23 protein-coding genes are annotated in these 26028 nt (G+C 59.9%); 18 read left to right on the top strand and 5 right to left on the bottom strand.

Features of this window, described 5'->3' with window-relative positions; genetic code table 11:
• Positions 1-13: 13 nt before the first annotated feature.
• Positions 14-979: a glycosyltransferase family 2 protein gene (locus FY152_19900; GenBank protein ID UXS34397.1), complete on the bottom strand. Its 966-nt coding sequence runs from the start codon at positions 977-979 to the stop codon at positions 14-16.
• Positions 980-1097: 118 nt separating this feature from the next.
• Between FY152_19900 and FY152_19895 the strand changes: the two genes are divergently transcribed.
• The 10 genes from FY152_19895 to FY152_19850 all read left to right on the top strand — a co-directional run bounded on the left by FY152_19895 (position 1098) and on the right by FY152_19850 (position 13581).
• The gene (locus FY152_19895; protein ID UXS34396.1) at positions 1098-2576 is read left to right on the top strand and encodes a lipopolysaccharide biosynthesis protein; all 1479 of its coding nucleotides are present in this window, start codon (positions 1098-1100) and stop codon (positions 2574-2576) included.
• A gap of 400 nt (positions 2577-2976) precedes the next feature.
• Complete coding sequence (locus FY152_19890) at positions 2977-4086, top strand: acyltransferase (protein ID UXS35122.1); 1110 nt, start codon at positions 2977-2979, stop codon at positions 4084-4086.
• Between the two features lie 4 nt (positions 4087-4090).
• Positions 4091-4882, top strand: coding sequence for a family 16 glycosylhydrolase (locus tag FY152_19885; GenBank protein ID UXS34395.1), 792 nt, complete (start codon positions 4091-4093; stop codon positions 4880-4882).
• A gap of 61 nt (positions 4883-4943) precedes the next feature.
• Positions 4944-6125, top strand: a complete 1182-nt coding sequence (locus FY152_19880) for a glycosyltransferase family 4 protein (GenBank protein UXS34394.1) — start codon at positions 4944-4946, stop codon at positions 6123-6125.
• Between the two features lie 17 nt (positions 6126-6142).
• Positions 6143-7141 (top strand): glycosyltransferase family 2 protein, encoded by a 999-nt coding sequence (locus FY152_19875; protein ID UXS34393.1) that lies wholly within the window; start codon positions 6143-6145, stop codon positions 7139-7141.
• Positions 7138-8082 carry a glycosyltransferase family 2 protein gene (locus tag FY152_19870; protein ID UXS34392.1) on the top strand — a complete coding sequence of 315 codons (945 nt, stop codon included), beginning with the start codon at positions 7138-7140 and terminating at the stop codon, positions 8080-8082. Before FY152_19875 ends, FY152_19870 begins: the two co-directional genes overlap by 4 nt.
• Entirely contained in the window at positions 8082-9077 is a 996-nt protein-coding gene (locus FY152_19865; GenBank protein UXS34391.1) for a glycosyltransferase family 2 protein, read from the top strand. The genes FY152_19870 and FY152_19865 overlap by 1 nt, the downstream gene beginning before the upstream one ends.
• A 67-nt stretch (positions 9078-9144) precedes the next feature.
• On the top strand, positions 9145-10050 hold the full coding sequence (locus FY152_19860; protein ID UXS34390.1) for a UTP--glucose-1-phosphate uridylyltransferase: 906 nt from the start codon (positions 9145-9147) through the stop codon (positions 10048-10050).
• A gap of 108 nt (positions 10051-10158) precedes the next feature.
• Positions 10159-12507: a polysaccharide biosynthesis tyrosine autokinase gene (locus FY152_19855; protein UXS34389.1), complete on the top strand. Its 2349-nt coding sequence runs from the start codon at positions 10159-10161 to the stop codon at positions 12505-12507.
• Between the two features lie 129 nt (positions 12508-12636).
• Positions 12637-13581: a glyoxylate/hydroxypyruvate reductase A gene (locus FY152_19850; protein ID UXS34388.1), complete on the top strand. Its 945-nt coding sequence runs from the start codon at positions 12637-12639 to the stop codon at positions 13579-13581.
• 18 nt (positions 13582-13599) lie between these two features.
• On the opposite strand, the gene FY152_19845 is transcribed toward FY152_19850, so the two are convergent.
• Both FY152_19845 and FY152_19840 read right to left on the bottom strand, forming a co-directional pair.
• The gene (locus tag FY152_19845) at positions 13600-16572 is read right to left on the bottom strand and encodes a PAS domain-containing protein (protein ID UXS34387.1); all 2973 of its coding nucleotides are present in this window, start codon (positions 16570-16572) and stop codon (positions 13600-13602) included.
• 98 nt (positions 16573-16670) lie between these two features.
• Complete coding sequence (locus FY152_19840) at positions 16671-16958, bottom strand: hypothetical protein (protein ID UXS34386.1); 288 nt, start codon at positions 16956-16958, stop codon at positions 16671-16673.
• On the opposite strand from FY152_19840, the gene FY152_19835 reads away from it, so the two are divergent.
• From FY152_19835 to FY152_19825, 3 genes are all read left to right on the top strand, one after another.
• Positions 16936-17934, top strand: a complete 999-nt coding sequence (locus FY152_19835; GenBank protein UXS34385.1) for an ABC transporter substrate-binding protein — start codon at positions 16936-16938, stop codon at positions 17932-17934. The genes FY152_19840 and FY152_19835 overlap by 23 nt on opposite strands.
• Before the next feature lie 209 nt (positions 17935-18143).
• Complete coding sequence (locus FY152_19830; protein UXS34384.1) at positions 18144-19031, top strand: proline/glycine betaine ABC transporter permease; 888 nt, start codon at positions 18144-18146, stop codon at positions 19029-19031.
• Positions 19024-20085 carry a glycine betaine/L-proline ABC transporter ATP-binding protein gene (locus FY152_19825; GenBank protein ID UXS34383.1) on the top strand — a complete coding sequence of 354 codons (1062 nt, stop codon included), beginning with the start codon at positions 19024-19026 and terminating at the stop codon, positions 20083-20085. The genes FY152_19830 and FY152_19825 overlap by 8 nt, the downstream gene beginning before the upstream one ends.
• On the opposite strand, the gene FY152_19820 is transcribed toward FY152_19825, so the two are convergent.
• Positions 20077-21321: a TIGR03862 family flavoprotein gene (locus FY152_19820; GenBank protein UXS34382.1), complete on the bottom strand. Its 1245-nt coding sequence runs from the start codon at positions 21319-21321 to the stop codon at positions 20077-20079. The two genes, FY152_19825 and FY152_19820, sit on opposite strands and share 9 nt — an antisense overlap.
• Before the next feature lie 52 nt (positions 21322-21373).
• Between FY152_19820 and FY152_19815 the strand changes: the two genes are divergently transcribed.
• Genes FY152_19815 through FY152_19805 form a run of 3 tightly spaced genes read left to right on the top strand, consistent with a single transcriptional unit; the run spans position 21374 to position 23305 of the window.
• On the top strand, positions 21374-21961 hold the full coding sequence (locus tag FY152_19815; GenBank protein UXS34381.1) for a YigZ family protein: 588 nt from the start codon (positions 21374-21376) through the stop codon (positions 21959-21961).
• 40 nt (positions 21962-22001) lie between these two features.
• Positions 22002-22670 (top strand): RNA pseudouridine synthase, encoded by a 669-nt coding sequence (locus tag FY152_19810; protein ID UXS34380.1) that lies wholly within the window; start codon positions 22002-22004, stop codon positions 22668-22670.
• A gap of 8 nt (positions 22671-22678) precedes the next feature.
• Positions 22679-23305 carry a class I SAM-dependent methyltransferase gene (locus FY152_19805; GenBank protein UXS34379.1) on the top strand — a complete coding sequence of 209 codons (627 nt, stop codon included), beginning with the start codon at positions 22679-22681 and terminating at the stop codon, positions 23303-23305.
• Here FY152_19805 and FY152_19800 read toward each other — a convergent pair whose 3' ends face one another.
• Complete coding sequence (locus tag FY152_19800) at positions 23306-23491, bottom strand: hypothetical protein (GenBank protein ID UXS34378.1); 186 nt, start codon at positions 23489-23491, stop codon at positions 23306-23308.
• Between the two features lie 184 nt (positions 23492-23675).
• Here FY152_19800 and FY152_19795 point away from each other — a divergent pair, with 184 nt between their 5' ends.
• Positions 23676-24905 carry a PQQ-dependent sugar dehydrogenase gene (locus tag FY152_19795; GenBank protein UXS34377.1) on the top strand — a complete coding sequence of 410 codons (1230 nt, stop codon included), beginning with the start codon at positions 23676-23678 and terminating at the stop codon, positions 24903-24905.
• 104 nt (positions 24906-25009) lie between these two features.
• A complete protein-coding gene (locus tag FY152_19790; protein UXS34376.1) occupies positions 25010-26026 on the top strand; it encodes a DNA topoisomerase IB in 1017 nt (338 codons plus the stop codon).
• The last annotated feature ends 2 nt before the right edge of the window (positions 26027-26028 follow it).

Raw genomic sequence — 26028 nt, 5'->3', positions numbered from 1 at the left:
GGCGAGAATTCGCTCATCTGGAGCGGACTATTTTTCCAGCACCTAGCTCGAAAGCGGCGCGCAGAAGTGCCGGATCGCGCATCGCCCACTTCAGGAGCAGCCCGAATTCGGGCGCCTTGCGCCGTTTCAGATTGCCCGCCTGGCTCCACAGCGCCTGTTTTCGCGCCGTGTTTTTATAAGAAGCAATGGAGGCGACATCGGCTGGCCGCCGCGAAAAACGGCCCTCCAGCGTATCGAGCGCCACCCAGGTATTGAACTGCTGGCGCAGGAATTCCGGCGAGGTATTGTCGATGCTGTGGAAGATATTGACCCCCATGCCGCGCATCGCGCCGGCATCGTCACACAGAAGCGTTCGCTTCGATGCAAGGATACAATCACAGAAAAACAGGACGTCTTCAGCCGCCAGACGCAGCGCCGGGTCGAAGCGAATCTTTTCAAAAAGAGGACGGCCGATCACCATGCAGGAGAGATGCAGGAAGCTCCAGTTGCGCAGCATCACGCTTGCCAGATCCGGCAGCTCAATCAGCAGAGGCCGCTCCGAAAGCCTTGCCGCACCCTCATTCTTCTCCAGCGCGGAAATGGCGAAATGATAATAAAATTCGTCACTTGCCTGCATGGATGCCCAGTAGCACTCACCGCCGAATGTCGTGAGAGCGGAGGCGGCGTTCTGGAGATGATCCGGCGTCCAGATGTCGTCCGAATCCAGAAATGCCACGTAGTCGCTGCCGTCAGGAACATGGTCGAGACCGGTATTGCGCGCACCGCCCGGACCGCCATTGGCCTGTTTGATGACAATAATTCGGTCTTTCTGTTCTTGCGAAAGTTCCGCAAGTTCCTTGTCTATCGGGTAGGGCGATTCGTCATCGACGATGACAAGATCGAACTCCTGGTAAGTCTGCGCAAAAACCGATGCGAGCGCACGTCCCAGAATCCCGTGCTGCTTTTGGTAATAGGGAATGACGACAGTAAATCTTGCCATTGTTTCGCCCCTTGCGTTGATCAAGAAGTGTCGGGCCCGATCCTAAAAACGGCCCCGATGGTATCGGCAACTCCCAACCGGCAATCCTCCCGCCGGCCTCCAGAAACAGGATGCTTGTATGCCCCCAGCTCCAAATGTAAAGACCATCACCACGAATGTCGGTTGGAGCGTCCTGTCTAAAACAGGCACATTCGGGCTTAAATTTGTCACCGTCCCGATTCTCGCTCGACTGCTTTCCCCGGAGGAATTCGGGGTGGTCGCGGTAGGACTAACGGTTGTACAGTTTCTGACCATGATCGCCGGCGCGGGGCTGACCTCTGCCCTGATCGTCGAAAAGGAAGAGGATATGGATACGATCCATACCGTCTTCTGGGCCAATCTGGCGATCTCCTGCACCATGGCCGCCGTTCTCTACATCTGGGCGGAATTTTTCGGCGGGCTGCTGGGTGCGGTGGAGAGTGCCTATCTGCTGCGCATCATGGCCTTCCTCATTCCGCTGCAGCTCGCAGGCGATGTCGCCTATTCGCTGCTCGCCCGGCGCATGAACTTCAGCCAGGACGCGGTGTGGAGCATGGCGTCGGAAAGCATCGCGGCGGTCGTCGCCGTCGCTCTCGCCCTTCTCGGCTTCGGCGTCTGGGCGCTCATCATCCAGCTTTTCGCCGCAGCCCTCATCCGTCTTGTCGGGCTTTATGCCGTTTCCCGTTATTGCCCGCGTTTCGTCATGAAACCGCGCCGGCTGGTGCCGCTTCTCGGCTTCAGTTCGGGGCTGATGGGCTCGGAAATCGCCAATTTCGTTACCTTCCAGTCACCGATGGTGGTCATTGCCCGACACCTGGGTCTGGCGGATGCCGGCGCCTATTCCGCCTCCAACCGCTTTGCCAGCATTCCCAATCAGGTCGTGCTGTCAGCCGTCATGGGCGTCCTGTTTCCGGCCTTCAGCCGCATGATGGACGATCCGCAGCGCCGGCGTGACGCGCTGATGTTCAGCACACAGGTGCTCACCGTGCTGCTTGCGCCGATGATGTTTGGCCTCTGGGCCGTGGCCGAGCCGGCCATGCTTGTCATCTTCGGCCAGAATTGGGCCTATGCCTGGCCGGTTCTCGGACTTCTGGCCCTGTCAAAGGCCATTCTGACGCCATGCAGCACCTTCATCCCCTATCTGAAGGGTGCGGGTTACGGGCGCGTGCTGTTCTGGTCGGCCACGATCCGCGCCATCGTCACCACGGTCGCGGTCTGGGCTGCCGCTGTTTACGGCACCCTGATCGATGCGATGATATGGCTTTGCATCGTCAATGCGGTCACTCTCGTGGCCTATTCCTGGGCCGTGTTCAAGGCAAGCGACACGCCCTTTTTCAGCGGTCTCTACATCAGCAGCAGGCCAATGATTGCAGCATTGGTGATGGCCGTTTCCGTGCGTTACCTACTTCACATCCTTGCAGACCGCATTCCCAATGCGACACTTCAGGTCCTCATCGGGGCAGCCGTCGGCGGCATCATCTATACGGGGCTCATCCTGCTCACCGAACGCGCATTGCTGAAAAAAATCCTCGGAATGGTCAAATCGCGGCGAACACGCGAAAGCGCAACCCAAGGTTAGAATAACTGCGCCTCATTTCGGCCGTGAACCAACCTGTTTCACCGTGGGTTCACGCGCCGACGCGGGGCGCCAGGGTCTGATTTTTGCGATGCAGCATCACGACAAATGACAATTTCACACAGTTCAGCTATTTTTAATCATCGCCAATCCTGAATAAAATTGAATAATTTCAATTATTTAATTTTCCGTCTCAGCAGCATATGGCGAAACGCCAGACAATTACCCGCAATATCTAAGCTTGCGTTTTTCCCGCGTCGCCACATTTTACCCTTAAGTCGAAACCAGACTTGCGAGTGCGGGCTTAAGTTCGCTCTGGTTGCAACGCGGCGTGGGTGGACGCCGCCCAATAGGGGTGACTGATGTGACTGTCGATCAGAACCTATCCTCCCGTATCAATTTGATGCGCATATTGCTGATATCTGGAATCGTGTTCGTCCATGTGCCGCACGATGCCGAAACCAGCCCTTTTCTCGGCCTTTACGGCTTCTTCGACTGGCTGCGGGTTTTTCTGGGCGATGCGCTGTTTCGCATCGGCGTGCCCTGTCTCAGCGCCATTTCCGGCTATCTGCTGTTTCGACGCGGCATGAGCGGTTTCGATTATCCGGCGACGATCCGTTCCAAGTCGAAAACCGTGCTGCTGCCCTTCCTTCTCTGGAATGGTGCGCTGTTTGCCGCCGTGTTGCTCATCCAGCTCTTTGATGTCGGTGTAGGCTATTTCCCCGATCTGTGGAACGCCAGCCCGCGTGAGATCATCAGCCATGGTACGGCGCTCGAAGAGCTGCCGGTGAATGTGCCGCTTTATTTCCTGCGCGACCTCTTCGTCTGCATCCTGCTGTCGCCGGTGCTCGCCTTTCTGATGCGCCGTTTTGCCCTGCCGACGCTCGCCATCCTGCTGCTCATCACAGCCCTGCCCGACCTGACGATCTTCATCGTCCAGAAGAAATCCATCCTTTTCAGCTTCTCGCTCGGCATTGCGCTCGCGCTCCACCGCGTCGACGTCAAGGCGCTCGATCCTTACGCCCTGCCGATCATGGCGCTGACCTTTGCCGCCTCGGCCATGCTGGCGACAGGCCTCTATTTCACCGGGCCGGAATTCACCTTCTGGCTCAACATGTCGCGCAATCTCCTCGCAGTCTTCGGCGCGCTCGGTTTCTGGGCATCGTCCGCGCTTTTGATCCGTAGCAGGCTTGGCCGGCGGCTTGCGGAAACCGGAAGCCTGAGCTTCTGGATATTCTGCGCCCATTATCCGCTGCTCGTGATCATGTGGATGGTGTGGAACAAGGGCGGGCCGGATTTCTACCCCGCCTTCTATATCAGCGCGACGCTCTCCGCCTTCGTCATTCTGGTGGTCAGCAATGCCCAAACCCGCAAATACCTGCCGGCCGTCTATGCCGTGCTGACCGGAAGCCGAAACGGCAAAGGCAAGACGAAGGCCGATTTTGCGACCAAACGGGCCTCCATGATCGGTCCGCCCACATCCGAAACACTTTATTCGCAACGACAGAGGTGAACCAATGACAACATTTGTCACCCGCGTTCAGACACGCATTCTTCTCGCCGCGGCCCTTCTGGTCACCCCCTTTGCAACGCCCGGCCAGGCGCAGGAAGGCAATGGCGCATCCTTCATCGAGAACTTCGATTCCATGGACAGAAGCTTCTGGTACGTTTCCGACGGCTGGAACAATGGTGCGCATCAGAACTGCACCTGGTCGAAGAAACTGGCGACGGTGGAAAACGGCCAGCTGACGCTCGGTTTTGAAGACGCCAAGGCCGGCGACCGCAAATTCGCCTGCGGCGAAATCCAGACCAAAGGGCGTTATCGTTACGGCACCTATGAAGCGCGTATGAAGGCCGCCACCGGTTCCGGCCTGAACTCCGCCTTCTTCACCTATATCGGCCCAACCGACAAGAAACCGCACGATGAAATCGACTTCGAGGTTCTGGGCAGGAATACGGGCCAGGTGCAGCTCAACCAGTATATTTCCGCCAAGGGCGGCAATGAGAAGCTGGTGCCGGTGGAAGGCGGCGCCGATGCCGGCTTCAACGATTACGCCTTTGTCTGGGAACCGCAGCGCCTGCGTTACTACGTCAACGGCAAGCTCGTCCATGAAGTGACGGACGAAACGAAAATTCCCCAGAATGCCCAGAAGATCTTCTTCAGCCTGTGGGGCACCGACACGCTGAAAGACTGGATGGGCCGGTTTTCTTATGCAGGACCATCGCAAATGATCGTTGACCGGTTTGCCTTCACTGCGCTCGGCGACAAATGTCAGTTCCCGGAATCCATCGCCTGCGCCCTCAACTGATTTTTTTGAACCAAACCGTCATCCGCGGCGTCTCTGACGCATGAACCAACCGGACCCTTGCATGACCCATGTTCTATATCTCGCGCATGATCTGTCGGACCCCGCCATTCGTCGGCGGGTGCTGACCCTGCTTGCGGGCGGGGCGCGGGTGACGCTGGCGGGCTTCCGGCGCGGACAGAACCGACTGGCGGAGATCGAAGGCGTCGTGCCGGTCGTGCTCGGGGAAACCGCTGACGGGCAGTTTCTGCAGCGCATGGCCGCGGTGGCGAAAGCCAACCTTTCGCTCGGCAAGACATTAAGCGGCATCCCCGCCCCTGACGTCATTCTTGCCAGAAACCTGGAAATGCTGGCTCTGGCAAAGCGGGCCATGTCGATCTATGCCGGGCAGCCGGCGCTGGTTTATGAATGTCTCGACATTCACCGCCTGCTTCTCAACCCGGGCAAGCCCGGACAGATGCTGAATGCCGCGCAGCGTTATTTCGCCCGCGACGCAAAGCTGCTGATCACCAGCTCTCCGGCCTTTGTGGAGCACTATTTCAAGCCCGTGTCGGGCCTCGATCTTCCCGTCCTGCTACAGGAAAACAAGGTGCTGGCGCTCGACGCCACTGTTGCCGCCACACCGCAGCCACGCGCTCCCGCCCCCGGCGAGCCTTGGAAAATCGGCTGGTTCGGCGCGCTTCGCTGCCGCAAGTCGCTGGAAATCCTCGCCGAATTTGCCCGTCGAATGGAGGGCAAGGTCGAAATCATCCTGCGCGGCCGGCCGGCCTATTCGGAATTTGCCGATTTCGACGGCTTCGTGGCTACCGCCCCGCATGTGCATTTCCATGGGCCTTACAAGAACCCCGAGGACCTTGCCGCCATCTATAACGAGGTGCAGTTCACCTGGGCGATAGACTTTTTCGAGGAAGGCCAGAATTCCAGCTGGCTGCTGCCCAACCGGCTTTACGAAGGCTGCCTTTATGGCACTCTGCCGATTGCGCTTGCCGGCACGGAAACCGCCCGCTTCATCGAAAAGCGCGATATCGGCTTCGTCCTGCACCATGCCGGCGCTGACGATCTCGCCGCGCTGTTTAACCAGATGAGCCCGCAAACCTATGCGGATGCCTTCAACACCCTCTCAACACTCGACAGGAAACAATGGCTGACCGACCGCGACGATTGCCGTCTGCTGGTCCAGCAATTGTCCTCTCTCGCCAAATCCGCTTCCGGCCATGCCCGCGAAGCGCAGTTTTCACCCGTGTAGTGCGTAGGGGGCAAATCATGGAAGGTCTTGGTCATTCCGGCATAAGAACGCTGATCGTCATTCCCTGCCTCAATGAGGCGAAGACGATCGAGGGGCTGCTTGTCAAATTCACCGGTGCGATGCAGGGGCGTCTTTTCCGCATCGTGGTTGCCGATGGCGGCAGCACGGATGGAACCCGCGATATCGTTTCCGCCTTTGCGACGGCGGATGACCGCGTGACGCTTCTCGCCAATCCGAAGCGCATCCAGAGCGCCGGAATCAACCTTGCCGTCGCCACCTTCGGCGAGGATTTCGACTATCTCATCCGCATCGACGCCCATGGCGATTATCCCGATGATTATTGCCAGCGGCTGATCGAGGATGCGGAGCGCACCGGCGCGGATTCCGTCGTCGTCGCCATGGATACGGTCGGCCACGGCCTGTTTCAGAAGGCGACGGCCATCGCCCAGAATTCCAAGCTCGGCAATGGCGGCTCCAAGCACCGCGAAGGTGCCAAAGGCCATTGGATCGACCATGGCCATCACGCGCTGATGCGGATCGCCGCTTTCGACGCGGTCGGCGGTTATGATGAGAGCTTCAGCCATAATGAGGATGCCGAACTGGATTTCCGCCTGCGCAAATCCGGTTTCCGCATCTGGATGACCGACAAGACCCGCATGACCTATTATCCGCGCGCGAGCGTCATGCCGTTGTTCCGGCAATATCTCGCCTATGGCCGCGGCCGGGCGAAGAACCTGTTGAAACATCGCTCCATCCCGAAAATCCGCCAGATGATTCCGCTCGCCGTCCTGCCGGTCTTCATCTTCGCATTGCTGTCGCTTGTGCATTGGGCGGCACTTATTCCGCTTGGCCTCTGGATCGCCGCATGTGTGGGTTATGGCTTGTGGATGGCAATAGGTCAGAAAAACCCATACGGCCCGCTCGCCGCCTTTTCGGCAATGGTGATGCATCTGGCCTGGTCCACCGGCTTCTGGCTGGAACTCCTGAAATTCCGGGGAAGAAAGGCTGTCTCATGACCGACAACACCGTCACCCGCCCAGATGATTCGAAAACCGTCGATATCGGCATCTGCACCTACAGACGCCCGGCGCTTGTCGCCACACTTCTGTCACTCTTCGAGCTCGACGTACCGGAAGGCGTGAAAGTTCGGCTGATTGTCGCGGATAATGACGAGGAGCCAAGCGCCAGGGCGAGCGTCGATCGCCTGCGCGACACCGCGCCCTTCGAGATTACCTATGTGCATTGCCCGAAATCGAATATTTCGATTGCCCGCAATGCCTGCCTGTCAGAATGCAAGGCGGATTATCTGGCCTTCATCGATGATGACGAGACCGCCCCGTCGCACTGGCTCTCCGCCCTTCTGGAAAAGGCCGACGAGACCGGTGCGGAAACCGTTCTCGGCCCGGTGACGGCCGTCTATCGCGAAAACGCGCCGGGCTGGATGAAACGCGGCGATTTCCACTCGACCGTTCCCGTCTGGGTCAATGGCGAGATCATTACCGGCTATACCTGCAACACATTGCTCAAGATGGATGCGCCCTCGGTAAAGGGCCGGCGCTTCGCGCTGGCGCTTGGCCAGAGCGGCGGCGAAGACACTCATTTCTTTTCGCATCTTCACGCCGCCGGCGGCCGCATCGTCTTTGCGGAAGATGCCATGCTGTCCGAACCGGTGCCGGAAAACCGCGCAAGCTTCATGTGGCTTGCCAAACGCCGCTTCCGCTCCGGCCAGACCCATGGCCGCGTGCTGGCGGACAGGAAACCCGGTATACGCCGCGCGGTGCAGGTGCTGAAGGCAGGTTCGAAAGTGCTTTATTGCGCCGTCTTCGCCGCCTTGAACGGTTTCAACGCCGTGCGCCGCAACCGTTATGCGCTGCGTGGCGCACTGCATATGGGCTCGATGAGCGGCGCTTTCGGCGTGCGTGAAATCCGCCAGTATGGCGCGGTGGAGGCGACCTGATGGAAAACCTTGCCTCGCCGCCCGATATCAGCTTCGTCATCGCCGCCTATAATGCCGCCGATACGATTGAAGCCGCGATTCAAAGCGCACTCGACCAGCAGGGTGTGACGCTGGAGGTTATCGTCGTCGATGACCGTTCCGCCGATGACACCATTGCGCTCGTGGAAGGTATCGCCATCATCGATCCGCGCGTCCGCCTGCTTGCTCTTGCCGAAAACCTCGGTCCGGGCGGGGCGCGCAATGCCGGCATCGAAGCCGCAACCGGGCGCTGGATCGCCGTGCTCGATTCCGACGATGTCATTCGCCCGGAGCGTTCCGCCTGCATGATGTGCCGGGCGGAAGCTGCTAATGCGGCGATTGCGGTCGATAATCTCGATGTCGTCTATACCGACGGCAGGCCCATGGAGACGATGTTTCCGGAAGAATTTCTGGAGGAACGGCCGGTTCTCACGCTTGAGGACTTCATTTCCTCCAACATTCTTTTCCGCGCCACCTTCAATTTCGGCTATATGAAACCGATGTTCCGGCGCGATTTCCTCAATAGCGAGGGACTGCGTTTCCGCGAGGATATCCGCATCGGCGAGGATTATATCCTGCTCGCCTCGGCGCTCGCCGCCGGCGGTCTCTGCGTCATCGAACCGAAGCCGGGTTATGTCTACAATATCCGCGAAGGCTCGATTTCGCGCGTGCTCGAACTTCATCACGTCGAAGCGATGATGCGGGCAGATCGGGAATTCCTCAGCCATTACACTTTGCTGCCCGCCGCCATGGATGCGCAGCAGGCGAGAGCCCGCAGCCTGCGGCTGGCGCATAATTTTTTGACATTGGTGGAAAACATCAAGAGCCGCTCGGTACTGGGCGCCTTGAAGACCACGATAAGGGATCCTGCCGTACTGGGGCATTTGCGAATGCCGATTGCAGTGCGGCTGAGGAGGCTGCGGGACGCGATGTTTGCGCCCGCGGCGAATACAGGGGTGAAAAGACAGATTTCGTGAAATTGACGCGTGGACGAAATCTGCGCGGGGACTGGGGACAGATCAAACCTTGATGAAGGAGAACGCGATGGACCTGAACAAAACTGTCAGAAAAGCCGTCATTCCCGTAGCTGGCAACGGCACACGGTTTTTGCCCGCCACCAAGGCGATGCCGAAGGAAATGCTGACGATCGTGGATCGTCCGGTCGTGCAATATGCCGTTGACGAGGCCATGCAGGCCGGCATCGAACACATTATTTTCGTGACGAGCCGCAACAAGACCGCCATCGAAGACTATTTCGACAGCGCGCCGGAACTCATCAACACGCTCACCCGCTCCGGCAAGACCGTGCAGGTATTGCAGCTTGAAAAGATGCTGCCGGTTGCTGGCACGGTGAGCTATACGCGCCAGCAGGTGCCGCTCGGTCTCGGCCACGCCGTCTGGTGTGCGCGCGAACTGGTGGGCAAGGAGCCTTTCGCCCTGCTGCTGCCTGATATGGTTTCCTATGGCGCACGCGGCTGCATTGCCGGGCTGATGGAACTTTACGATGAAGTCGGCGGCAATATTCTCGGCGTCGAGGAATGCCTGCCGGAAGAAGTCTCGTCCTATGGCGTCGTCGGCGTCGGCCAGAAGGTCAATCATGGCTTCGCCGTCACTGAAATGGTCGAAAAGCCGGAACCATCCAAGGCGCCTTCGAATTATTACCTGAATGGCCGTTACATCCTGCAGCCGGAAATCTTTGATATTCTCGCCAGGCAGGAACGCGGCGCGGGCAATGAAATCCAGCTGACCGACGGTATGAAGCGGCTTGCCGAAAAGCAGTCTTTCCATGCGCAGAAATATAGCGGCCGCACCTTCGACTGCGGCAGCAAGCAGGGCTTCATCGCCGCCAACGTCGCCTTCTCGCTGATGCGCGCGGACATGGAAGCCCAGGTTCTCGCTTCCGTGAAGGAACTGGTGGCAAACCACGAAAGCCGCGTCCAGGCGGCCTGACTTTAATCGCGCCGCCGGGGAGGCGGCCGGCGCACCAATAACGGGGGGCGGGAAGGCGAGCCAAGGCTCGGCTTCCCGCGTACCATTTTTAATTCACAAGGTAGGTCCATGCACCACAAGACCTTTAAATCCAATATCGGTTTTCCGGAGTCCGGCAAGGATTCCGACACGTTCATCGACCTCGACCGCCTGTGGGCCGCCGTGGTGCGTCGTGCCAATGTCATTGCCGCCTCCGTCATTGCCGCCGTGGTTCTGGCCGGCCTTTATCTGGTGCTTGCGACCCCCGTTTACACCGCGATGACGCAGGTGCTCCTGGATGAAAGCCTTTCCCGTTATGCGGAAGAGGAATCGCCGGTTCCCGCCGCGCAGATCGTCGACAACCGCATCGCCAGCGCCGTGGAAATTTTAAAATCCAAGGAAATGGCCCTGACCGTGGTCGACAAGGCAAGGCTTTACGAGAACGACACCATCGTCAATCCGCCGATGTCGCCGGTCGAACTCGTCAAGTCCTCCGTGCGCGGCATTCTCGATCTCGTCCTGCCGGGCGATCCGCCGGTCTCCGAAGCCGCAATCCGCGCCGGGCGCCGCGAAAAGGCCGCCGCCGTGCTGCAGCAGTCGCTGACGGTGGAACGTGTCGGCCGCAGCTCGGTCATCGCCATCTCGACCCGCTCGACCGACCGCCAGCTTGCCGCGCAGATTGCCAAGACCTATGCGCAGGCCTACCTAACCGAACAACTGAATGCCAATTTCGACGCCAGCGAGCGCGCTTCGGTATGGTTGCAGGAACGCATGACGGACCTGAACCAGCGCGCCCAGGCAGCGGAACTTGCGGTCCAGAAATTCCGGTCCGACAACAATATCGTATCCTCACGCGGCGAACTGATGTCGGAAAGCCAGCTTGCCGATCTCAATGGCCAGCTGATCGCCGCGCAGGCGGATGCCGCCACGGCATCTGCCCGTTACAACCAGTATAAATCGATCATCGACCGTGGACCGGAAACGGCTGTCGATAACGCCGTTGTCTCGGCCCGCGATACCGACAATTCGGTCATTCAGGACCTGCGAAAGCGCTACATCACCATCTCCGACCGGCAGCGCGGCATCGTCCAGCAATTCGGCGCCGACCATCCGCAGGCAGCCGCGCTCGATGCCGAGAAGAAGGAAGTATCACAGCAGATCTTCCAGGAATTGCAGCAGCTGACCGGCAGCTTCAAGAACGAATATGACGTCGCCAATTCCCGCGTACAGTCGCTGCGCGACAATATCGACAAGGTGGCTGGCCGCAATTCCGAAGCCAACATCACCATGGTGAAGCTGCGTGAGCTCGAGCAGCGGGCAACGGCGCTACGCACCCTCTACCAGTCCTATCTCGGCCGCTTTGAGGAAGCCTCGCAGAAACAGTCATTGCCGATCGCCAAGGCCCGCATCATTTCCGAAGCCGGCCTGCCGACCTCGCCTTCCAGCCCGAAAAAGACCATGACCATGGCACTTTCGGTCATTCTCGGCCTGATGCTGGGTGGCGGTATCGCCGCACTTCTGGAATTCCGGGATCGTTTCTTCCACACCGGCAACGATGTGCGTGACAATCTGCGCATGCGTTTTCTGGGCTATCTGCCCTTCATCGGCGAAAGGGGTGTGGAAAACGCCAAAGCAGGCAACAGCGCCGCCACCCCCGGCGGCGAGAATGCGACGCTTGATGAAAGCGGGCAGGTCTCGTTCCAGAAAATGCTGCGCCTGGCCGTGGACAGCCCGCGCTCCAGCTTTGCGGAAACGCTTCGCAACGTGAAACTGACGGCAGATGTCGTCATTCAGGAACGCCAGTGCCGGGTCATCGGCGTCATTTCCTGCCTGCCGAACGAAGGCAAGTCGGTCGTGGCGCTCAATCTCGCCGGGCTGATCGCCTCCACCGGCAAGCGCACGCTGGTGGTGGATGCCGATATCCGCAATCCCGGCCTCAGCCGCATGCTGACGACACGGCAATCCGCCGGCCTCGTCGAAGTGGTGCTCGATGAAGTTCCGTGGACGCAGGCGGTGAAGGTGGATACGCGCACGAAAATGGGCATCCTGCCGGTTTCCACCAGCAACCAGTTCGCCCATTCCAGCGAGTTGCTGTCTTCTTCCGGCATGCGCAAATTCATCGACTCAGCCCGCGAGGCCTGCGACTACATCATCGTCGACCTTGCCCCCGTGGTTCCTGTCATCGACGCCAAGGCCTTTGCGCCGCAGGTGGACGGTTTCGTCTTCGTCACCGAATGGGGCAAGACGCCGATCCAGATGGTGCAGAACCTGATGGCCAACGAACCGCAGATCGCCAACAAGACGCTCGGCATCGTGCTGAATAAGACCGACATGACGGAATTGCAGCGTTATGCCGGCCCCGGCGGTTCGGAACACTACCACGAGAAATTCTCGGCCTATTACGGCGATGCGAAGCCGCCGGTAAAGGAAGACGCGTAATGATGAAACGGCCCGGTGAAAACCGGGCCGTTTTATTCTGCCGAAGATTAAAACGACAGGCCTCTGGCATTGACCCCTGAAATTGCGCATTGATGGCTTAAAGCTAAAATCGCAAGCAGGATCAGTCCCATGCCATCACCCATCGCCTTTGTTTCACGGATGAATGCGGAAACGGAAGCCGTCTGGAAACAGGCGCTGCGCGCCGCCATGCCGCAGGAGGAAATCCTCTCCTTTTCCGAATTGACGGACGAGCAGCGACGGGCAGTGGATTTCGCCATCGTCGCCAATCCAGATCCGGCCGATATCGCCGCTCTTCCGGGTCTCAAATGGATCCACAGCCTGTGGGCGGGTGTCGAGCGGCTGGTGCTGGAGCTGGGCGACAAGGCTCCCCCCATCGTTCGGCTGAAGGACCCCGAGCTTTCCCGCGTCATGGCCGAAGCCGTGCTGGCATGGACCTATTACCTGCAGCGCGACATGCCCGCCTATCGCGAAAACCAAAAAAAGGCGCTCTGGCAGGAGCTCAACTACCGCCACCCCGGCGAGATGACCGTCGGTCTCCTCGGCCTCGGAGCCCTCGGCACGGCTGCGGCGGAGCGCCTTATCCATGCCGGTTTCAACGTCGCCGGCTGGAGCCGTTCGGCCAAGGCCATCGAAGGCGTGGAAACGCTGACCGGCGACGACGGGCTGCAGGCATTGCTGGAAAAGAGCGACATTCTTGTCTGCCTCGTACCCCTTACCGATGCCACGCGCGGTCTTCTTGATGCCGGCCGTCTCGCCGCAATGAAACAGGGAGCGGCACTCATCAATTTCGCCCGCGGCGCGGTCATCGTCGCCGACGACCTGATCGCGGCGCTTGATTCCGGCCGGCTTTCGCACGCCGTTCTCGATGTCTTCGAACAGGAGCCCTTGCCCGCCTCTTCCGCCTTCTGGCAGCATCCCAAAGTTACCGTCCTGCCGCATATTTCCGCGCCGACAAGCCGCGAGAGTTCGGCCCGGATCGTCGCCGGCAATGTCCGCACATGGCGCGAGACCGGCACTTTGCCCGAGACTGTCGATATGGCGCGTGGTTATTAAAACAGGATGGCGGGCGACCTATTCTCCCGCCACCGTCTTTGCCCTGCAGGCCATTTCAACGGCCGAGATGATCTGCTGTTCGTCATAGGGCTTGGTCAGGAGAACCGCACTTTCCGGTGCTCCCTCCGGCAGATGGCTGTCCCCCGTCGCAAAAACGACGGCAAGCCCCGGCTTGCGGCGCAGAGCCTCCACCGCCAGTTCCCCGCCCCGCATGTCGGGCAGGCCGATATCGGTGACGAGAACATCGATATGGTCAGCCTCGATCGCCTTCAGCGCCTGAGCTGCATTGCCGGCCTCGACCACGGTGTAGCCGCTATCCGAAAGCATCTCCGTCGAACTCATCCGGATCAGCGCATCATCCTCGACCAGAAGCACGCGAACCGGTCTGTCTTCATGTCCGACCTTGGCGGTTTCGGTGATTTTTGACGTATTCGATGCCGATGCCGGCCTCGTCTTGGCCAGAGAAACCTGCTTGCGATTGGCGATGACGTGGCGGATGCGCCGCGCCAGCGCTTCACGCGTATAGGGCTTGGAGAGAAGCTCAACCCCGGCATCCAGTTTGCCGCCATGCACGATGGAGTTTTCGGTGTAACCCGATGTGAAGAGCACGGCGAGGCCGGGCAGCCGTTCCTGCGCGCGACGTGCCATTTCCCGGCTTTTCAAAGGTCCCGGCATCACCACATCGGTGAAGATGACATCGATCGGCATGCCGCTTTCGACCACGGTCAAACCGGCCTGCGCATCGCGGGCGGTCAGCACCCGGTAACCGAGATCACCAAGCGTCTCGACAACGGTGCCGCGCACCTCCTCGTCATCCTCCACCACCAGGATCGTCTCGGTTCCACCTTCGATGGGACCGGCCGGCATCACCACTTCCCTGTCCTCGTCGGCGGCGGAGCGCGGCAAATACATCTTCACCGTCGTGCCCTGCCCGAGCTCGCTATAGATGTTGACGTGGCCGCTCGACTGTTTTGCGAAACCATAGACCATCGAAAGACCGAGGCCTGTGCCCTTGCCCTCCGGCTTGGTCGAAAAGAACGGCTCGAAAACCTTCTCCAGAATCTCCGGCGACATGCCCGATCCGGTATCTGTAACGGCGAGCATGACATATTGCCCCGCTGAAACCTCCGAATGTTTGCGGGCATAATCGCGATCCAGAACCACATTACCGACCTCGATCGTCAGCTTGCCCTGCCCCTCCATGGCGTCTCGCGCATTGATCGCGAGATTGAGGAGAGCATTCTCCACCTGGTTGGGGTCGGCATAGGTGTTCCACAGGCCGCCGGAGGTGATGACCTCCACCTCGATCGCCTCGCCGAGCGAGCGTCGCAACAGATCGTCCATGCCCGTCACAAAACGGGCAATGTTGATGACACGCGGTTCCAGCGCCTGACGCCGGCCGAAAGCCAGAAGCTGGCTTGCAAGCTTTGCACCGCGATGGACGCCGGCAAGTGCATTTTCCAGCCGCCGTTCGGCGCGCTCATTGCCACTCACGTCCTTTGACAGCAATTGCAGATTGCCCGCGATCACCTGAAGCAGATTGTTGAAATCATGCGCCACGCCGCCGGTCAGCTGGCCGATGGATTCCATTTTCTGCGCCTGCTGCAACGCCCTTTCGGTCTGGTGACGCTCGGCCATTTCCGTCTCGACACGCGCTTCCAGCCCTTCGTTAAGCTGGCGAAGCTGCTCTTCCGCCCTGATCCGGTGGCGAATTTCGCGTTCCAGATTGCTGGCATGCTCCTTCAGCGTATTTTCGGCCTGCCGCTGTTCGGTGACATCCGTGTGGACGCCGACCCATTCGGCAATGGTGCCGGTCGTGTCGAAAATCGGAACGCCACGGATCGCAAATGTGCGGTAGATGCCGTCATGGCGGCGCACACGATGTTCCCAGATATAGGTCGACTTTTCCGCAACCGCTTTGTTCCAGCTGTCGACAGACCCCTGCCTGTCCTCAGGATGGACGGCATCCGCCCAGCCAAAACCCTGATATTCTTGCGGAGTCTGGCCCGTTAACGCGGCCCATGCAGGCTGCTCGCCGAGCATCCTGCCCTCGGCGCTGTTGGTCCACAACACGCCGTGGACGGCTTCCACCGCGGCGCGGAAGCGACTGTTGCTGAGCAGGATTTCCCGCTCCGAACGCTTCCGTTCCTCGATATCGATGATCAGCACATAGATGCCATCGATGGAGCCATCGGCGATATAACGAGGAACATAGCGGATTTCGGCCGCACGCGTGGTGCCGTCCGGTCTGTTGATCACGGTATCCGAAACGATCTTCTCGCCGCTGAGGGCACGATCGAGATAAGCCCTGCGGGCCTCGAAAAACGCCTCACCGACGATTTCGGGAGCGCTGCGGCCGATAACCTCCTCGGCGCGGCGGCCGAACCATTCCAGATAACCGTCATTGGCGAACTTATAGACGTAGTCACGATCGACATATCCGACCAGAATAGGCAGGGCATTGGTGAGCCGGCTTAGTTCCTCGCGGCTCTGCTCCAGTGCCTCGAGCGCCTTCACCTTGTCGGTATTTTCGAGCACGGTGCATAAAACACCGTCCACCGTGCCGCCTTCGTTATAGATCGGCGTGTAGAACAGGTCGAAGATCACCTCTTCCGGCTGGCCGTGCCGCATCAGCGTCATCGGCTGGTCACGATAGGACATGACCTCGCCGCGAAAGCCGGCTTCCAGAATGCGGCTGTTCCAGTCCCATATTTCCGGCCAGATACCCGGCACCGTTCCACCAAGCGCCCGCGGGTGGTAGTTGCCAGCTATCTCCGCATAGCCGTCATTATAGATCATCACATGATCGCCACCCCACATCAGCACCTGCGGAATGGGGGAATTGACGACGGAATTGGCCTTCTGCCTCAGATTTTGCGGCCAGCCGCCAATCGGACCGAGCGATGTCTTCGACCAGTCGAAACCACGCACAAGCTCACCCGTTTCACCACCACCGATTGGCCATATCGGGGCAGCACGAAGATTGGTCATTCAATATCACCACAAAAACAGAGACGAAATTTCCCGTAATACAGAACGGAATAAATGTCCAAGAAAACAAAAACTTCCGTTTATTGTTCCAGGCTTTTTCAGATTTCGGAAAAGTTCCAGTGGCGTGAAATATTTGCTTGGACGCGCAGCAGCGTCACGCGAAAACGACATCCGCAAGCGGCATTTTTCACCGATGTCTCCGCCAGACGTGAAGATTGATTGACGATTGCCATCCTCAATACGCCAGAAATTGCCGCAAACGGAACGACAACAAAGGAATTATTAAGCCTCAATACGAACGCTGACGGTCGCGGTGCCGTCCGCGCCCGGGTCTCCGCCACACCGCGACCAGAGGGAACAAAAATGAAAATACTTTTGGGTGCCACTATTCTTTCCGCCGGCTTCGCCTTTTCAGGCGGTGCCGCCTTTGCCGCCGACTGTGGAAACGTCACCATCGCCAGCATGAACTGGCAATCCGCCGAAGTCGCCGCCAATCTCGACAAGCTCATTCTTGAAAAAGGCTATGGCTGCTCCGCCGAAATCGTCACCGGCGATACCGTACCGACATTGACGTCCATGGCCGAAAAAGGCCAGCCGGACATCGCACCCGAAGCCTGGGTCAGCCTGCAGCCGGAAATCGTCAAGCAGGGGCTGGAAGGCGGCAAGGTCGTCGCCGCCGCCAAGATCCTCTCGGACGGCGCCGTCCAGGGCTGGTGGATTCCGAAATATGTCGCCGACGCCAATCCCGATCTCAAGACCATTCCGGACCTCTTTAAACATCCCGAGCTTTTCCCCTCGCCCGAAGACAAGGCGAAGGGCGCCGTCTTCAACGGTCCGCAGGGCTGGGGCGGCACGGTCGTCACCGCCCAGCTCTTCAAGGCTTTCGATGGTGAAAAGGCAGGCTTCACGCTTGTCGACACCGGCTCCGCCGCAGGTCTCGACGGCTCGATCGCCAAGGCTTACGAGGCCAAGCAGCCATGGGTCGGTTATTATTGGGCGCCCACCTCGCTGCTCGGCAAATATGAGATGGTGAAGCTCGGCTTCGGCGCGGAATACGATGCGGCCGAATGGAAGCGCTGCACGTCTGTCGCTGACTGCGCCGATCCGAAGCCAAACGCATGGCAGGTGGACGACGTGCAGACGCTGGTCAGCAAAACCTTTGCCGACCGCGCCGGTCCGGCCATGGATTATCTGAACAAGCGCGCCTGGACCAACGACACCGTCAACAAGCTGATTGCCTGGATGACCGATAACCAGGCGACAGGCGAAGACGGCGCCAAGCATTTCCTGAAAGAAAACGAGGCGCTGTGGACCGGCTGGGTGTCCCCTGACGTCGCGGAAAAGGTCAAGGCCGCCCTATAAGGCCGCCTCGACATATCTGCCCGGCAACCGGCGTGCGCCAAAGGCGATGCCGGGCTGCATCGCGTATTTTGCGAGGCAGGCTGCGCCGGCTCAACAGGATAGAGCGTCCCGCCCGGCATGCCTGAAGGCCGCGCGGCGCTCTGACGATCTTACTCCCGGAGCGCGGAGGATTTGGGTCCCCGCCTCCGCTTCGTCATGGAGAACAGGATATGGAATGGCTTTTCAAATTTCCGACCATGAATGACGATGCTCTGCGCGCGCTGAAAAAAGTCATCGACGAGGGATTTCGGGCATTCACCCGAACCTATGGCAGCGCAATAGAGGGGCTGTTCACCCCCCTGCAGAGCTTCCTCATCTGGGCGGAAAGGCTTTTGATCGGCGCCCCCTGGCCGGTCGTTATTCTTATTGTCGGCGCTCTCGCCTGGTTTGCCAGCCGCAGCGCCACCATTGTTGCCCTGTGTTGCGGCATCCTGTTTGCCATCGGCTGGTTCGGCATGTGGGAGGACACGATGAAGACGATTTCGATGATCTTCGTCTGCGCCGTGCTGTCCATCGTCATCGGCCTGCCGATCGGCATCGCCATGGCGCGCTCCAACCGTCTGCAGAATGTCGTCAATCCCATTCTTGACGTGATGCAAACGATGCCGAGTTTCGTCTATCTCATTCCCGTCGTCATGCTGCTCGGCATCGGCCGCGTGCCCGGCGTCATCGCTGTTGTGATCTACGCCATCCCGCCGATGATCCGGCTTACCAATCTCGGTATCCGCATGGTCGACCGCGACGTGCTGGAGGCGGCCGACGCCTTCGGTTCATCGAAGCGCCAGAAGCTTTTCAAGGTGCAGCTGCCGCTTGCCCTTCCCACCATCATGGCAGGCATCAACCAGACCATCATGATGGCGCTTGCCATGGTCGTCATCGCCTCCATGATCGGCGTGCAGGGCCTCGGTCAGCCGGTGCTGAAGGCCATCGCCAACCAGTATTTCACGCTCGGCGTGTTCAACGGGCTTGCCATCGTCGGCATCGCCATCATCTTCGACCGCATCAGCCAGGCCTATGGCCTTCGCCTGCAAAAACACCGGGAAGTGGCGCATGGCTAGTCAATCGATCGAAATTCGCAGCCTCTACAAGATTTTCGGCTCCAAGGCGACGGACTATGTCGAGCCCGTCAAAGCCGGCATGTCCAAGGCGGAACTCAACGCCAAACACGGCCACGTACTCGGCCTGCGCGATATCAACATCACCATGCCGGGCGGGCAGATTACCGTCATCATGGGCCTTTCCGGCTCGGGAAAATCGACACTGATCCGCCACGTCAACCGGCTGATCGACCCGACCGCCGGGGAAATCCTCTATGGCGGCGCCGATGTCTGTCGCCTCAACGAAGCCGAGCTTCTGGAATTCCGCCGCCACAAGACGGCGATGGTGTTCCAGAAATTCGGCCTCTTGCCACATCGCAACGTGCTGCAGAATGTTGTCTACGGGCTCGAGGTGCAGGGCGTCGACAAGCGCGAGCGGGAGGAAAGGGCCGAAGTCTGGATCCGGCGCGTGGGGCTGGAAGGTTTCTCCAGCCATTATCCGAACCAGCTTTCCGGCGGCATGCAGCAGCGTGTGGGTCTTGCCCGGGCGCTCACCAACAATGCCGAAATCCTGCTGATGGACGAGGCCTATTCGGCGCTCGATCCGCTCATCCGCGTCGACATGCAGACGGTACTGCTGGAACTGCAGAAGGAGTTAAAGAAGACCGTGGTCTTCATCACCCACGATCTGGACGAGGCCCTGCGGCTGGGCGACAAGATCGCCATTTTGCGCGACGGCGAAATCATCCAGCAGGGCACGGCGGCCGAAATCGTCATGTCACCGGCCGACAGCTATATCGAGGCCTTCGTGGAGGAGGTCAATCGCGGCCGTGTCATCCGCCTCGGCGCTATCGTCCAACCGGAATTTTCCGGTCAGTCGCGGCTTCAGCTCGCTGCGGATATGACGGTTGAAGAGGGCCTGCGCGCGCTCGTTCGGGAAAATGTCAGCAGCGCCACGGTCGTTGGAGAAAACGGCAAGTCGCTCGGCACCGTCACCACCGACGCCATCATGCGCTGCCTAGTCAGAACCGCTTCCGGTGACGACGCGGACATGGCGGAACGGCTGTCAGGCTGAGCCTTCAAGCCACCCGGCAATGCCCTTGGCGGCGGCCTTGCCGGTGGCGAAACAGGCGGTCAGCAGATAACCGCCTGTCGGCGCTTCCCAGTCCAGCATTTCCCCGGCAGCGAATAGGCCGGGGATGCTTTTCAGCATGTAGTTCTCATCAACACCGTTCCAGGCGACACCACCGGCCGACGAAATCGCCTCGGCAATCGGCCTCGGCCGCAAAAGCGGTATCTCGGCATGTTTTATTCTCGCGGCGACGAACTCGTCCGGCATGGCCGCGATGTCGGGAAAGATTTCCCTGAGAAGGCCGACCTTGACGGCAGAGAGGCCAGCCGCCTTGCGCATGCGGTTTGCAAAACTCTCCTTGCGGCCAAGCTTTGCCAGATCGAGGCCGAGGCGTTCCACGGTTCGTCCCGGCGCCAGATCGACGACAAGCGAGACTTTGCCCGCCTGTTCCAACCGGTCGCGCAGTGCGGCGGAATGGGCATAGATGACGCTGCCCTCGACGCCGTGCTGCGTCACGACGAACTCACCCTGAAACGCACCTGCGGGAGAAATGGTGATGACGGATTTCAACGCCTCGCCTGCAAAACGCTGCCGGAACACATCACTCCAGTAGACGTCGAAACCGCAATTGGCAGGTCTGAACGGGTCAAGCGCCACACCCTTTGCCGCAAGCACTGGAACCCATGCGGCATCCGAACCTAGCCGCGGCCAGCTCGCGCCACCGAGCGCCAGGAGAATGGCATCGGCCTCGACGGTAACCTCGCCTTCCGGTGTCGCGAAAACCAGTCGATCGCCTGAAAAACCCGTCCAGCGGTGCCGCGTCCTGATGGTCACACCCTGCGCTTCCAGCCGGGCGAGCCATGCCCGCAGCAGCGGCGAGGCCTTCATGACAGTGGGAAATACACGGCCGGAAGTGCCGACGAAGGTTTCTTGCCCCAGCCCCTGCGCCCAGTCGCGCAGCATGTCGGGCGTAAAATCATCGAGAGCGGCGCGCAGCTTCGGTTCCGCATCGCCGAACCGGTGACGGAAGCTGTCATAGTCTTCGGCATGAGTGATGTTGAGGCCGGATTTTCCGGCCATCAGCAATTTGCGCGCCACGGTCGGCATCGCCTCGAACACCGTCACGACATGGCCTGCGGCCGAGAGCACTTCGGCCGCCATCAGCCCCGCCGGTCCGCCGCCGACAATCGCGACCCGCCTCGCTTCCCTCAAAACCCGCTCCATCGCCATCTTCGCCATTGTGGCCTTATACCGATTTCCGTGAATGAATATATGCGATATTGAAACGCGCATGTTCACGCTCGACCGACCCGTCACCTTTTCGCAGGATATCAAGAAAAGCCGCTTCATCGCCTTTGCAGCACCCGTGACCGGAGAGGAAGACGCGAAAAACTTTCTGGCGGCACATTCTGACGTCGATGCGAACCACAATTGCTGGGCCTGGCGAACGGGTCAGACCTATCGTTTCAGCGATGACGGCGAACCTTCCGGCACGGCGGGAAAACCGATCCTTCAGGCCATAGACGGCCAGGCGCTGGACAATGTCGCCGTTCTCGTCATCCGCTGGTTCGGCGGCATCCTGCTCGGCAGCGGTGGTCTCATGCGCGCCTATGGCAGCACGGCGGCGGCGTGTCTCCGGCTTGGAGAAACCTCGCCGGTCATCGCCTATGTCAGCGCGACTTTGAGCTGCCCCTTCTCCGATCTGGCGCTGGTGAAATCGCGCCTTTCCGCCACACAAAACCTGCGGGTGGAAAAGGAAGATTTCACCGGAACCGGCGCAGATATGCTGCTTTCGGTTCCGGCAGAGGAAGCCGAACGGCTCACCCGGCTTTTAAGCGACCTGACCAGCGGACGCGTCAATCTCCACATTCCCGACTAGCACGTCTGTCCGAATGCGAGATTCATGCTAAGGAAGCGCCATGTCATCCGAGCTTTCCAACCCCGTCTATAATCCGCCACTCGACCCCTGGCTCACCATCGTGCACCGGGATGACGATCTTCTGGTGCTGGACAAGCCGAGCGGGCTTTTATCGGTGCCGGGGCGCGATCCCGCGCTTTCCGACAGCCTGATGACGCGTGTGCAGAAACAGTTCCCGAAAGCGCTGATGATCAACCGGCTGGACAAGGACACATCGGGCATCGTGCTGATGTCCCTGAACCGCAAGGCGCATGCGGCGATTGCGTCGCAGTTTGAAAACCGCCAGACGCGCAAATCCTATGTCGCCATTGTCTGGGGAGAGGTTGCGGGAGAAGCGGGCGAAGTGGACCTGCCGCTCGCCATCGATCCCGAAAACAAGCCCCGCCACCGCGTCGACCGCGAGAGCGGCAAGCCGGCACAGAGCCTTTGGCGGGTGCTGGAACGATTGCCGCTTCCGGCAACGCGGCTGGCGCTGACACCCCTTACCGGCCGTACCCACCAATTGCGGGTGCATATGAAGGCACTTGGCCACCCCATTCTCGGCGATGAATTTTATGCCGAGGGCGAAGCGCTTGCCGCCGCGCCGCGCCTGATGCTGCATGCGCAGGAGGTTGGGTTCCGCCATCCCGATGGCCGCGACGTCACCTATACCGTGCCCTGCCCCTTCTGAGGCCTGCGATGAAAGAAAAAGACGAAAGCTTCATAGTAGATTTTGTCGGCGGTGCAGTCGGACACCGTTTCCGCTCCGGCGAGGGGCGCGGACAGGCCCTGCCGAAAGCCGCGGGTTTCACAAAGGGCCGCATGCCAAAGATCGTGGATGCGACCGCAGGCCTCGGGCGCGACGCCTTTCTGCTGGCCTCACTGGGAGCGGAAGTAACGCTGATCGAACGCTCGCCGGGAATGCATGCCCATCTTGCGGACGGCATTCGCCGCGCATTGGAGGCTGGCGGCGCCTATGCCGAGGCGGCAGCACGCATGACGCTGCTTCACGGAGATTCACGCCAGTTGCTGAAAGAGCTTTCGCCGGAAGTGGTGATTGTCGACCCCATGCATCCGCCACGCCACAACACGGCGCTGGTGAAAAAGGAGATGCGGGTGCTGAGAGAACTGGTTGGCTCCGACCCGGACCAGGTGGAGCTGATGGAGGCTGCACTGGAGAATGCGACGAAACGGGTGGTTCTGAAATGGCCCCTGCGCGCCGAGCCGATGCCGGGCATTCGCAAGCCTTCGCATCAGATAATGGGCAAGAACACCCGTTATGATGTCTTCATGATCTTCGGGAAATCTCTCGACCCGGAGGAATGATCAGCGGAAGTTCGGTTTGCGCTGCGCATTCATCAGAAGCTCGTGCCGCGAAGCGAACTCGCCGAACAGCTTTCTGAGCCGGGTCTCCTCGGCCTTGTCCAGCCGGTAGCGGCGGCAGAATTCCGCGACATTGAGGATCGGTTTGGTTCTGTTCCCGTCTATGGTCTTGTTATCGATGATCTGCATGGCGCCCTCCGTATAACCAGAGGGAAAACGTGGGTGCATGATTGCGGTTCCCTACGAATTCGTACGGATGATAAAAGAGGGCACCGCCTGCACACGAACTCATCAAGTTTTCTTGAAGCTATCGCAAGAAACGAAATCCTCCCCAAATGGTTTGGGCCTGACGCAAACGAAGGAAGGGAGACCCATGTTCCGCAACAACCGATTTCTGAGTTCGACGATGCTATTCGCGCTGCTTGCCGTGCCACTTGCTGGCGCGGCCCATGCACAGACCGCCCCGGCTGCCGAAACGAAAAGGGCCAATGCGCCGAATCAGAAACCGGCTTTTGAGGGTCAGACCCGTGCGCCGCAGGCCGCCGCCCAGCCGAATGTCGAAAAAACCGTTATTGCCGAGGGCCTGCCCCATCTCTGGTCGATGGAATTCCTGCCCGATGGCCGCATGATCGTTGCGGCCAAGGAAGGCGCCATGCATATCGTCGCCGACGGCAAGGCTGGCCCCGCCATTGACGGCGTGCCGGAAGTGGCATCCGCAGGACAGGGCGGCCTGCTCGACATAGCGCTGGCTCCCGATTTCGAGACATCGCGTACCATCTTCTTCTCCTTCTCCGAACCGCGTGACGGCGGCAACGGCACCTCGGTTGCCTCTGCAAAACTTACGGAGGAAGGCGGCGCGGCCAAACTTGAAAATGTCGCGGTGATCTTCCGCCAGATGCCGACCTATGATGGCGACAAGCATTTCGGCTCGCGTCTGGTCTTCGGGCCGAATAACGAGCTTTATGTCACTGTCGGCGAACGCTCCGATGCGACGCCGCGCGTGCAGGCGCAGGACCTGTCGAGCGGGCTTGGCAAGGTCTTCCGCATCGATACACAGGGCAAGGCCTTCGAAGGCAATCCTTTCGCCGGCCAACAGAACGCCCTGCCCGAGATATGGAGCTACGGCCACCGCAACCTGCAGGCGGCAGCGCTGGATGGTCAGGGCAGGCTCTGGACCGTGGAACACGGCCCGCGCGGCGGCGATGAGCTGAACCTGCCGAAAGCCGGCCTGAACTACGGCTGGCCGGTCATAACCTACGGCATCGAATATAGCGGCCGGTCCGTTGGTGAAGGCGCCACGGCAAAAGAAGGCATGGAGCAGCCGGTCTATTATTGGGACCCGGTCATCGGCCCCTCCGGCATGGCCTTTTACGACGGCGACCAGATTCCTGAATGGAAGGGCGCCTTCATCGTCGGCGGTCTGGTAAGCCAGGGCCTCGTCATCCTGCATCTTGATGGCGACAAGGTTGCCACCGAAAGCCGGCTGCCGCTTGAAGCACGCATCCGCGACGTGAAGGTCGGGCCAGATGGTGCGATCTATGCCGTGACAGAAGAGCGCGGCGGCGGTGAATCGCAAATTCTGCGGATCGCCAAGGCGAGTTGATTAAAAAGGCCGGCTGATAAAACAGATGATCGAAGCGACAGGCCGCCGGAACGAAGGCGGCCTGTTTTTCGTTTGCCGCAGCGTGAAACCTGCCGGAAAAAACCATGCCACAGCCGCCCACCCGCCTTCTTGCCAAAATCGGACTTGCCTATGTCAACGATCAGGAGCCGGGTATTGCCCGCGAGAAACGCGGACGCGGCTTCTGTTACCGCCTTCCGGGCGGCGAGCTTCTCTCCGACAGCGTCGAACTGAAGCGCATCAAAGCGCTCGGCGTGCCGCCCGCCTATAAGGACGTATGGATCTGCATCGACCCCGCCGGCCATTTGCAGGCTACGGGTTTCGATGCCCGCGGGCGAAAACAGTATCGTTATCATCCCGACTGGCACGCGCTCCGGGGCGAAACGAAATTCTTCCAGCTCAAAAGCTTCGGCAGGGCGCTGCCCGCCATTCGCCGCCGCGCCATCGCCGATATCGAAAAACAGGATCACGGGCAGGAAATGACGCTGGCAGCGCTCACGCTGCTGCTCGATGCCGCCTATCTGCGCGTCGGCAACCGCTCTTATCTCGAAACCAACGGCACCTATGGCGCAACGACATTGCTCAAGCGGCACGTCTCCTTCGGTGAAACCATCGAGCTGCGATTTGCCGCCAAGGGCGGACAGAAGGTGAAACGGCAATTGCGCCACCCCCGCCTTCAGAAAATCCTCGAGGAGATCGCCGATCTGCCCGGCAAGGAACTCTTCGTCTGGCAGGACAGCGAACACCGGGTGCATTCGGTCGATTCCAGCGATCTCAACGCTTACCTCTCCCGTATCGGCGGGCAAGGCATTTCCGCCAAGACTTTTCGTACCTGGGGCGGAACGCTCGCCGCCTTCTGCAACGCGATGGAACATGTGGCGGCGGGTGAAAAACCGAGCATAAAGGGCATGTGCCAGGCAGCGGCGGCGGAGCTTTCCAACACGCCCGCCATCTGCCGCAAGAGCTATGTGCACCCGGCCGTCCTCGATATCGCGACGGAAGAGAAAGCGCAGAAAAAGCTTGGCCGCATCTTGAAGGTCGGGGCAAAGCCCGTCTCCGGCCTCAGGGCGGATGAAAGACGGCTGCTTGCCTTCCTGCCCTGAGG

Source organism: Agrobacterium tumefaciens, assembly GCA_025560025.1.
Lineage (GTDB): Bacteria > Pseudomonadota > Alphaproteobacteria > Rhizobiales > Rhizobiaceae > Agrobacterium.
Note: the sequence above shows the minus strand (reverse complement) of the source record. Positions and strands in the feature narration are given on the sequence as shown.

Coding starts and splice junctions, on each gene's coding strand:
- FY152_19900 (UXS34397.1), bottom strand. CDS start 979: ATGGCAAGATTTACTGTCGTCATTCCCTATTACCAAAAGCAGCACGGG.
- FY152_19895 (UXS34396.1), top strand. CDS start 1,098: ATGCCCCCAGCTCCAAATGTAAAGACCATCACCACGAATGTCGGTTGG.
- FY152_19890 (UXS35122.1), top strand. CDS start 2,977: ATGCGCATATTGCTGATATCTGGAATCGTGTTCGTCCATGTGCCGCAC.
- FY152_19885 (UXS34395.1), top strand. CDS start 4,091: ATGACAACATTTGTCACCCGCGTTCAGACACGCATTCTTCTCGCCGCG.
- FY152_19880 (UXS34394.1), top strand. CDS start 4,944: ATGACCCATGTTCTATATCTCGCGCATGATCTGTCGGACCCCGCCATT.
- FY152_19875 (UXS34393.1), top strand. CDS start 6,143: ATGGAAGGTCTTGGTCATTCCGGCATAAGAACGCTGATCGTCATTCCC.
- FY152_19870 (UXS34392.1), top strand. CDS start 7,138: ATGACCGACAACACCGTCACCCGCCCAGATGATTCGAAAACCGTCGAT.
- FY152_19865 (UXS34391.1), top strand. CDS start 8,082: ATGGAAAACCTTGCCTCGCCGCCCGATATCAGCTTCGTCATCGCCGCC.
- FY152_19860 (UXS34390.1), top strand. CDS start 9,145: ATGGACCTGAACAAAACTGTCAGAAAAGCCGTCATTCCCGTAGCTGGC.
- FY152_19855 (UXS34389.1), top strand. CDS start 10,159: ATGCACCACAAGACCTTTAAATCCAATATCGGTTTTCCGGAGTCCGGC.
- FY152_19850 (UXS34388.1), top strand. CDS start 12,637: ATGCCATCACCCATCGCCTTTGTTTCACGGATGAATGCGGAAACGGAA.
- FY152_19845 (UXS34387.1), bottom strand. CDS start 16,572: ATGACCAATCTTCGTGCTGCCCCGATATGGCCAATCGGTGGTGGTGAA.
- FY152_19835 (UXS34385.1), top strand. CDS start 16,936: ATGAAAATACTTTTGGGTGCCACTATTCTTTCCGCCGGCTTCGCCTTT.
- FY152_19830 (UXS34384.1), top strand. CDS start 18,144: ATGGAATGGCTTTTCAAATTTCCGACCATGAATGACGATGCTCTGCGC.
- FY152_19825 (UXS34383.1), top strand. CDS start 19,024: ATGGCTAGTCAATCGATCGAAATTCGCAGCCTCTACAAGATTTTCGGC.
- FY152_19820 (UXS34382.1), bottom strand. CDS start 21,321: ATGGCGAAGATGGCGATGGAGCGGGTTTTGAGGGAAGCGAGGCGGGTC.
- FY152_19815 (UXS34381.1), top strand. CDS start 21,374: ATGTTCACGCTCGACCGACCCGTCACCTTTTCGCAGGATATCAAGAAA.
- FY152_19810 (UXS34380.1), top strand. CDS start 22,002: ATGTCATCCGAGCTTTCCAACCCCGTCTATAATCCGCCACTCGACCCC.
- FY152_19805 (UXS34379.1), top strand. CDS start 22,679: ATGAAAGAAAAAGACGAAAGCTTCATAGTAGATTTTGTCGGCGGTGCA.
- FY152_19800 (UXS34378.1), bottom strand. CDS start 23,491: ATGCAGATCATCGATAACAAGACCATAGACGGGAACAGAACCAAACCG.
- FY152_19795 (UXS34377.1), top strand. CDS start 23,676: ATGTTCCGCAACAACCGATTTCTGAGTTCGACGATGCTATTCGCGCTG.
- FY152_19790 (UXS34376.1), top strand. CDS start 25,010: ATGCCACAGCCGCCCACCCGCCTTCTTGCCAAAATCGGACTTGCCTAT.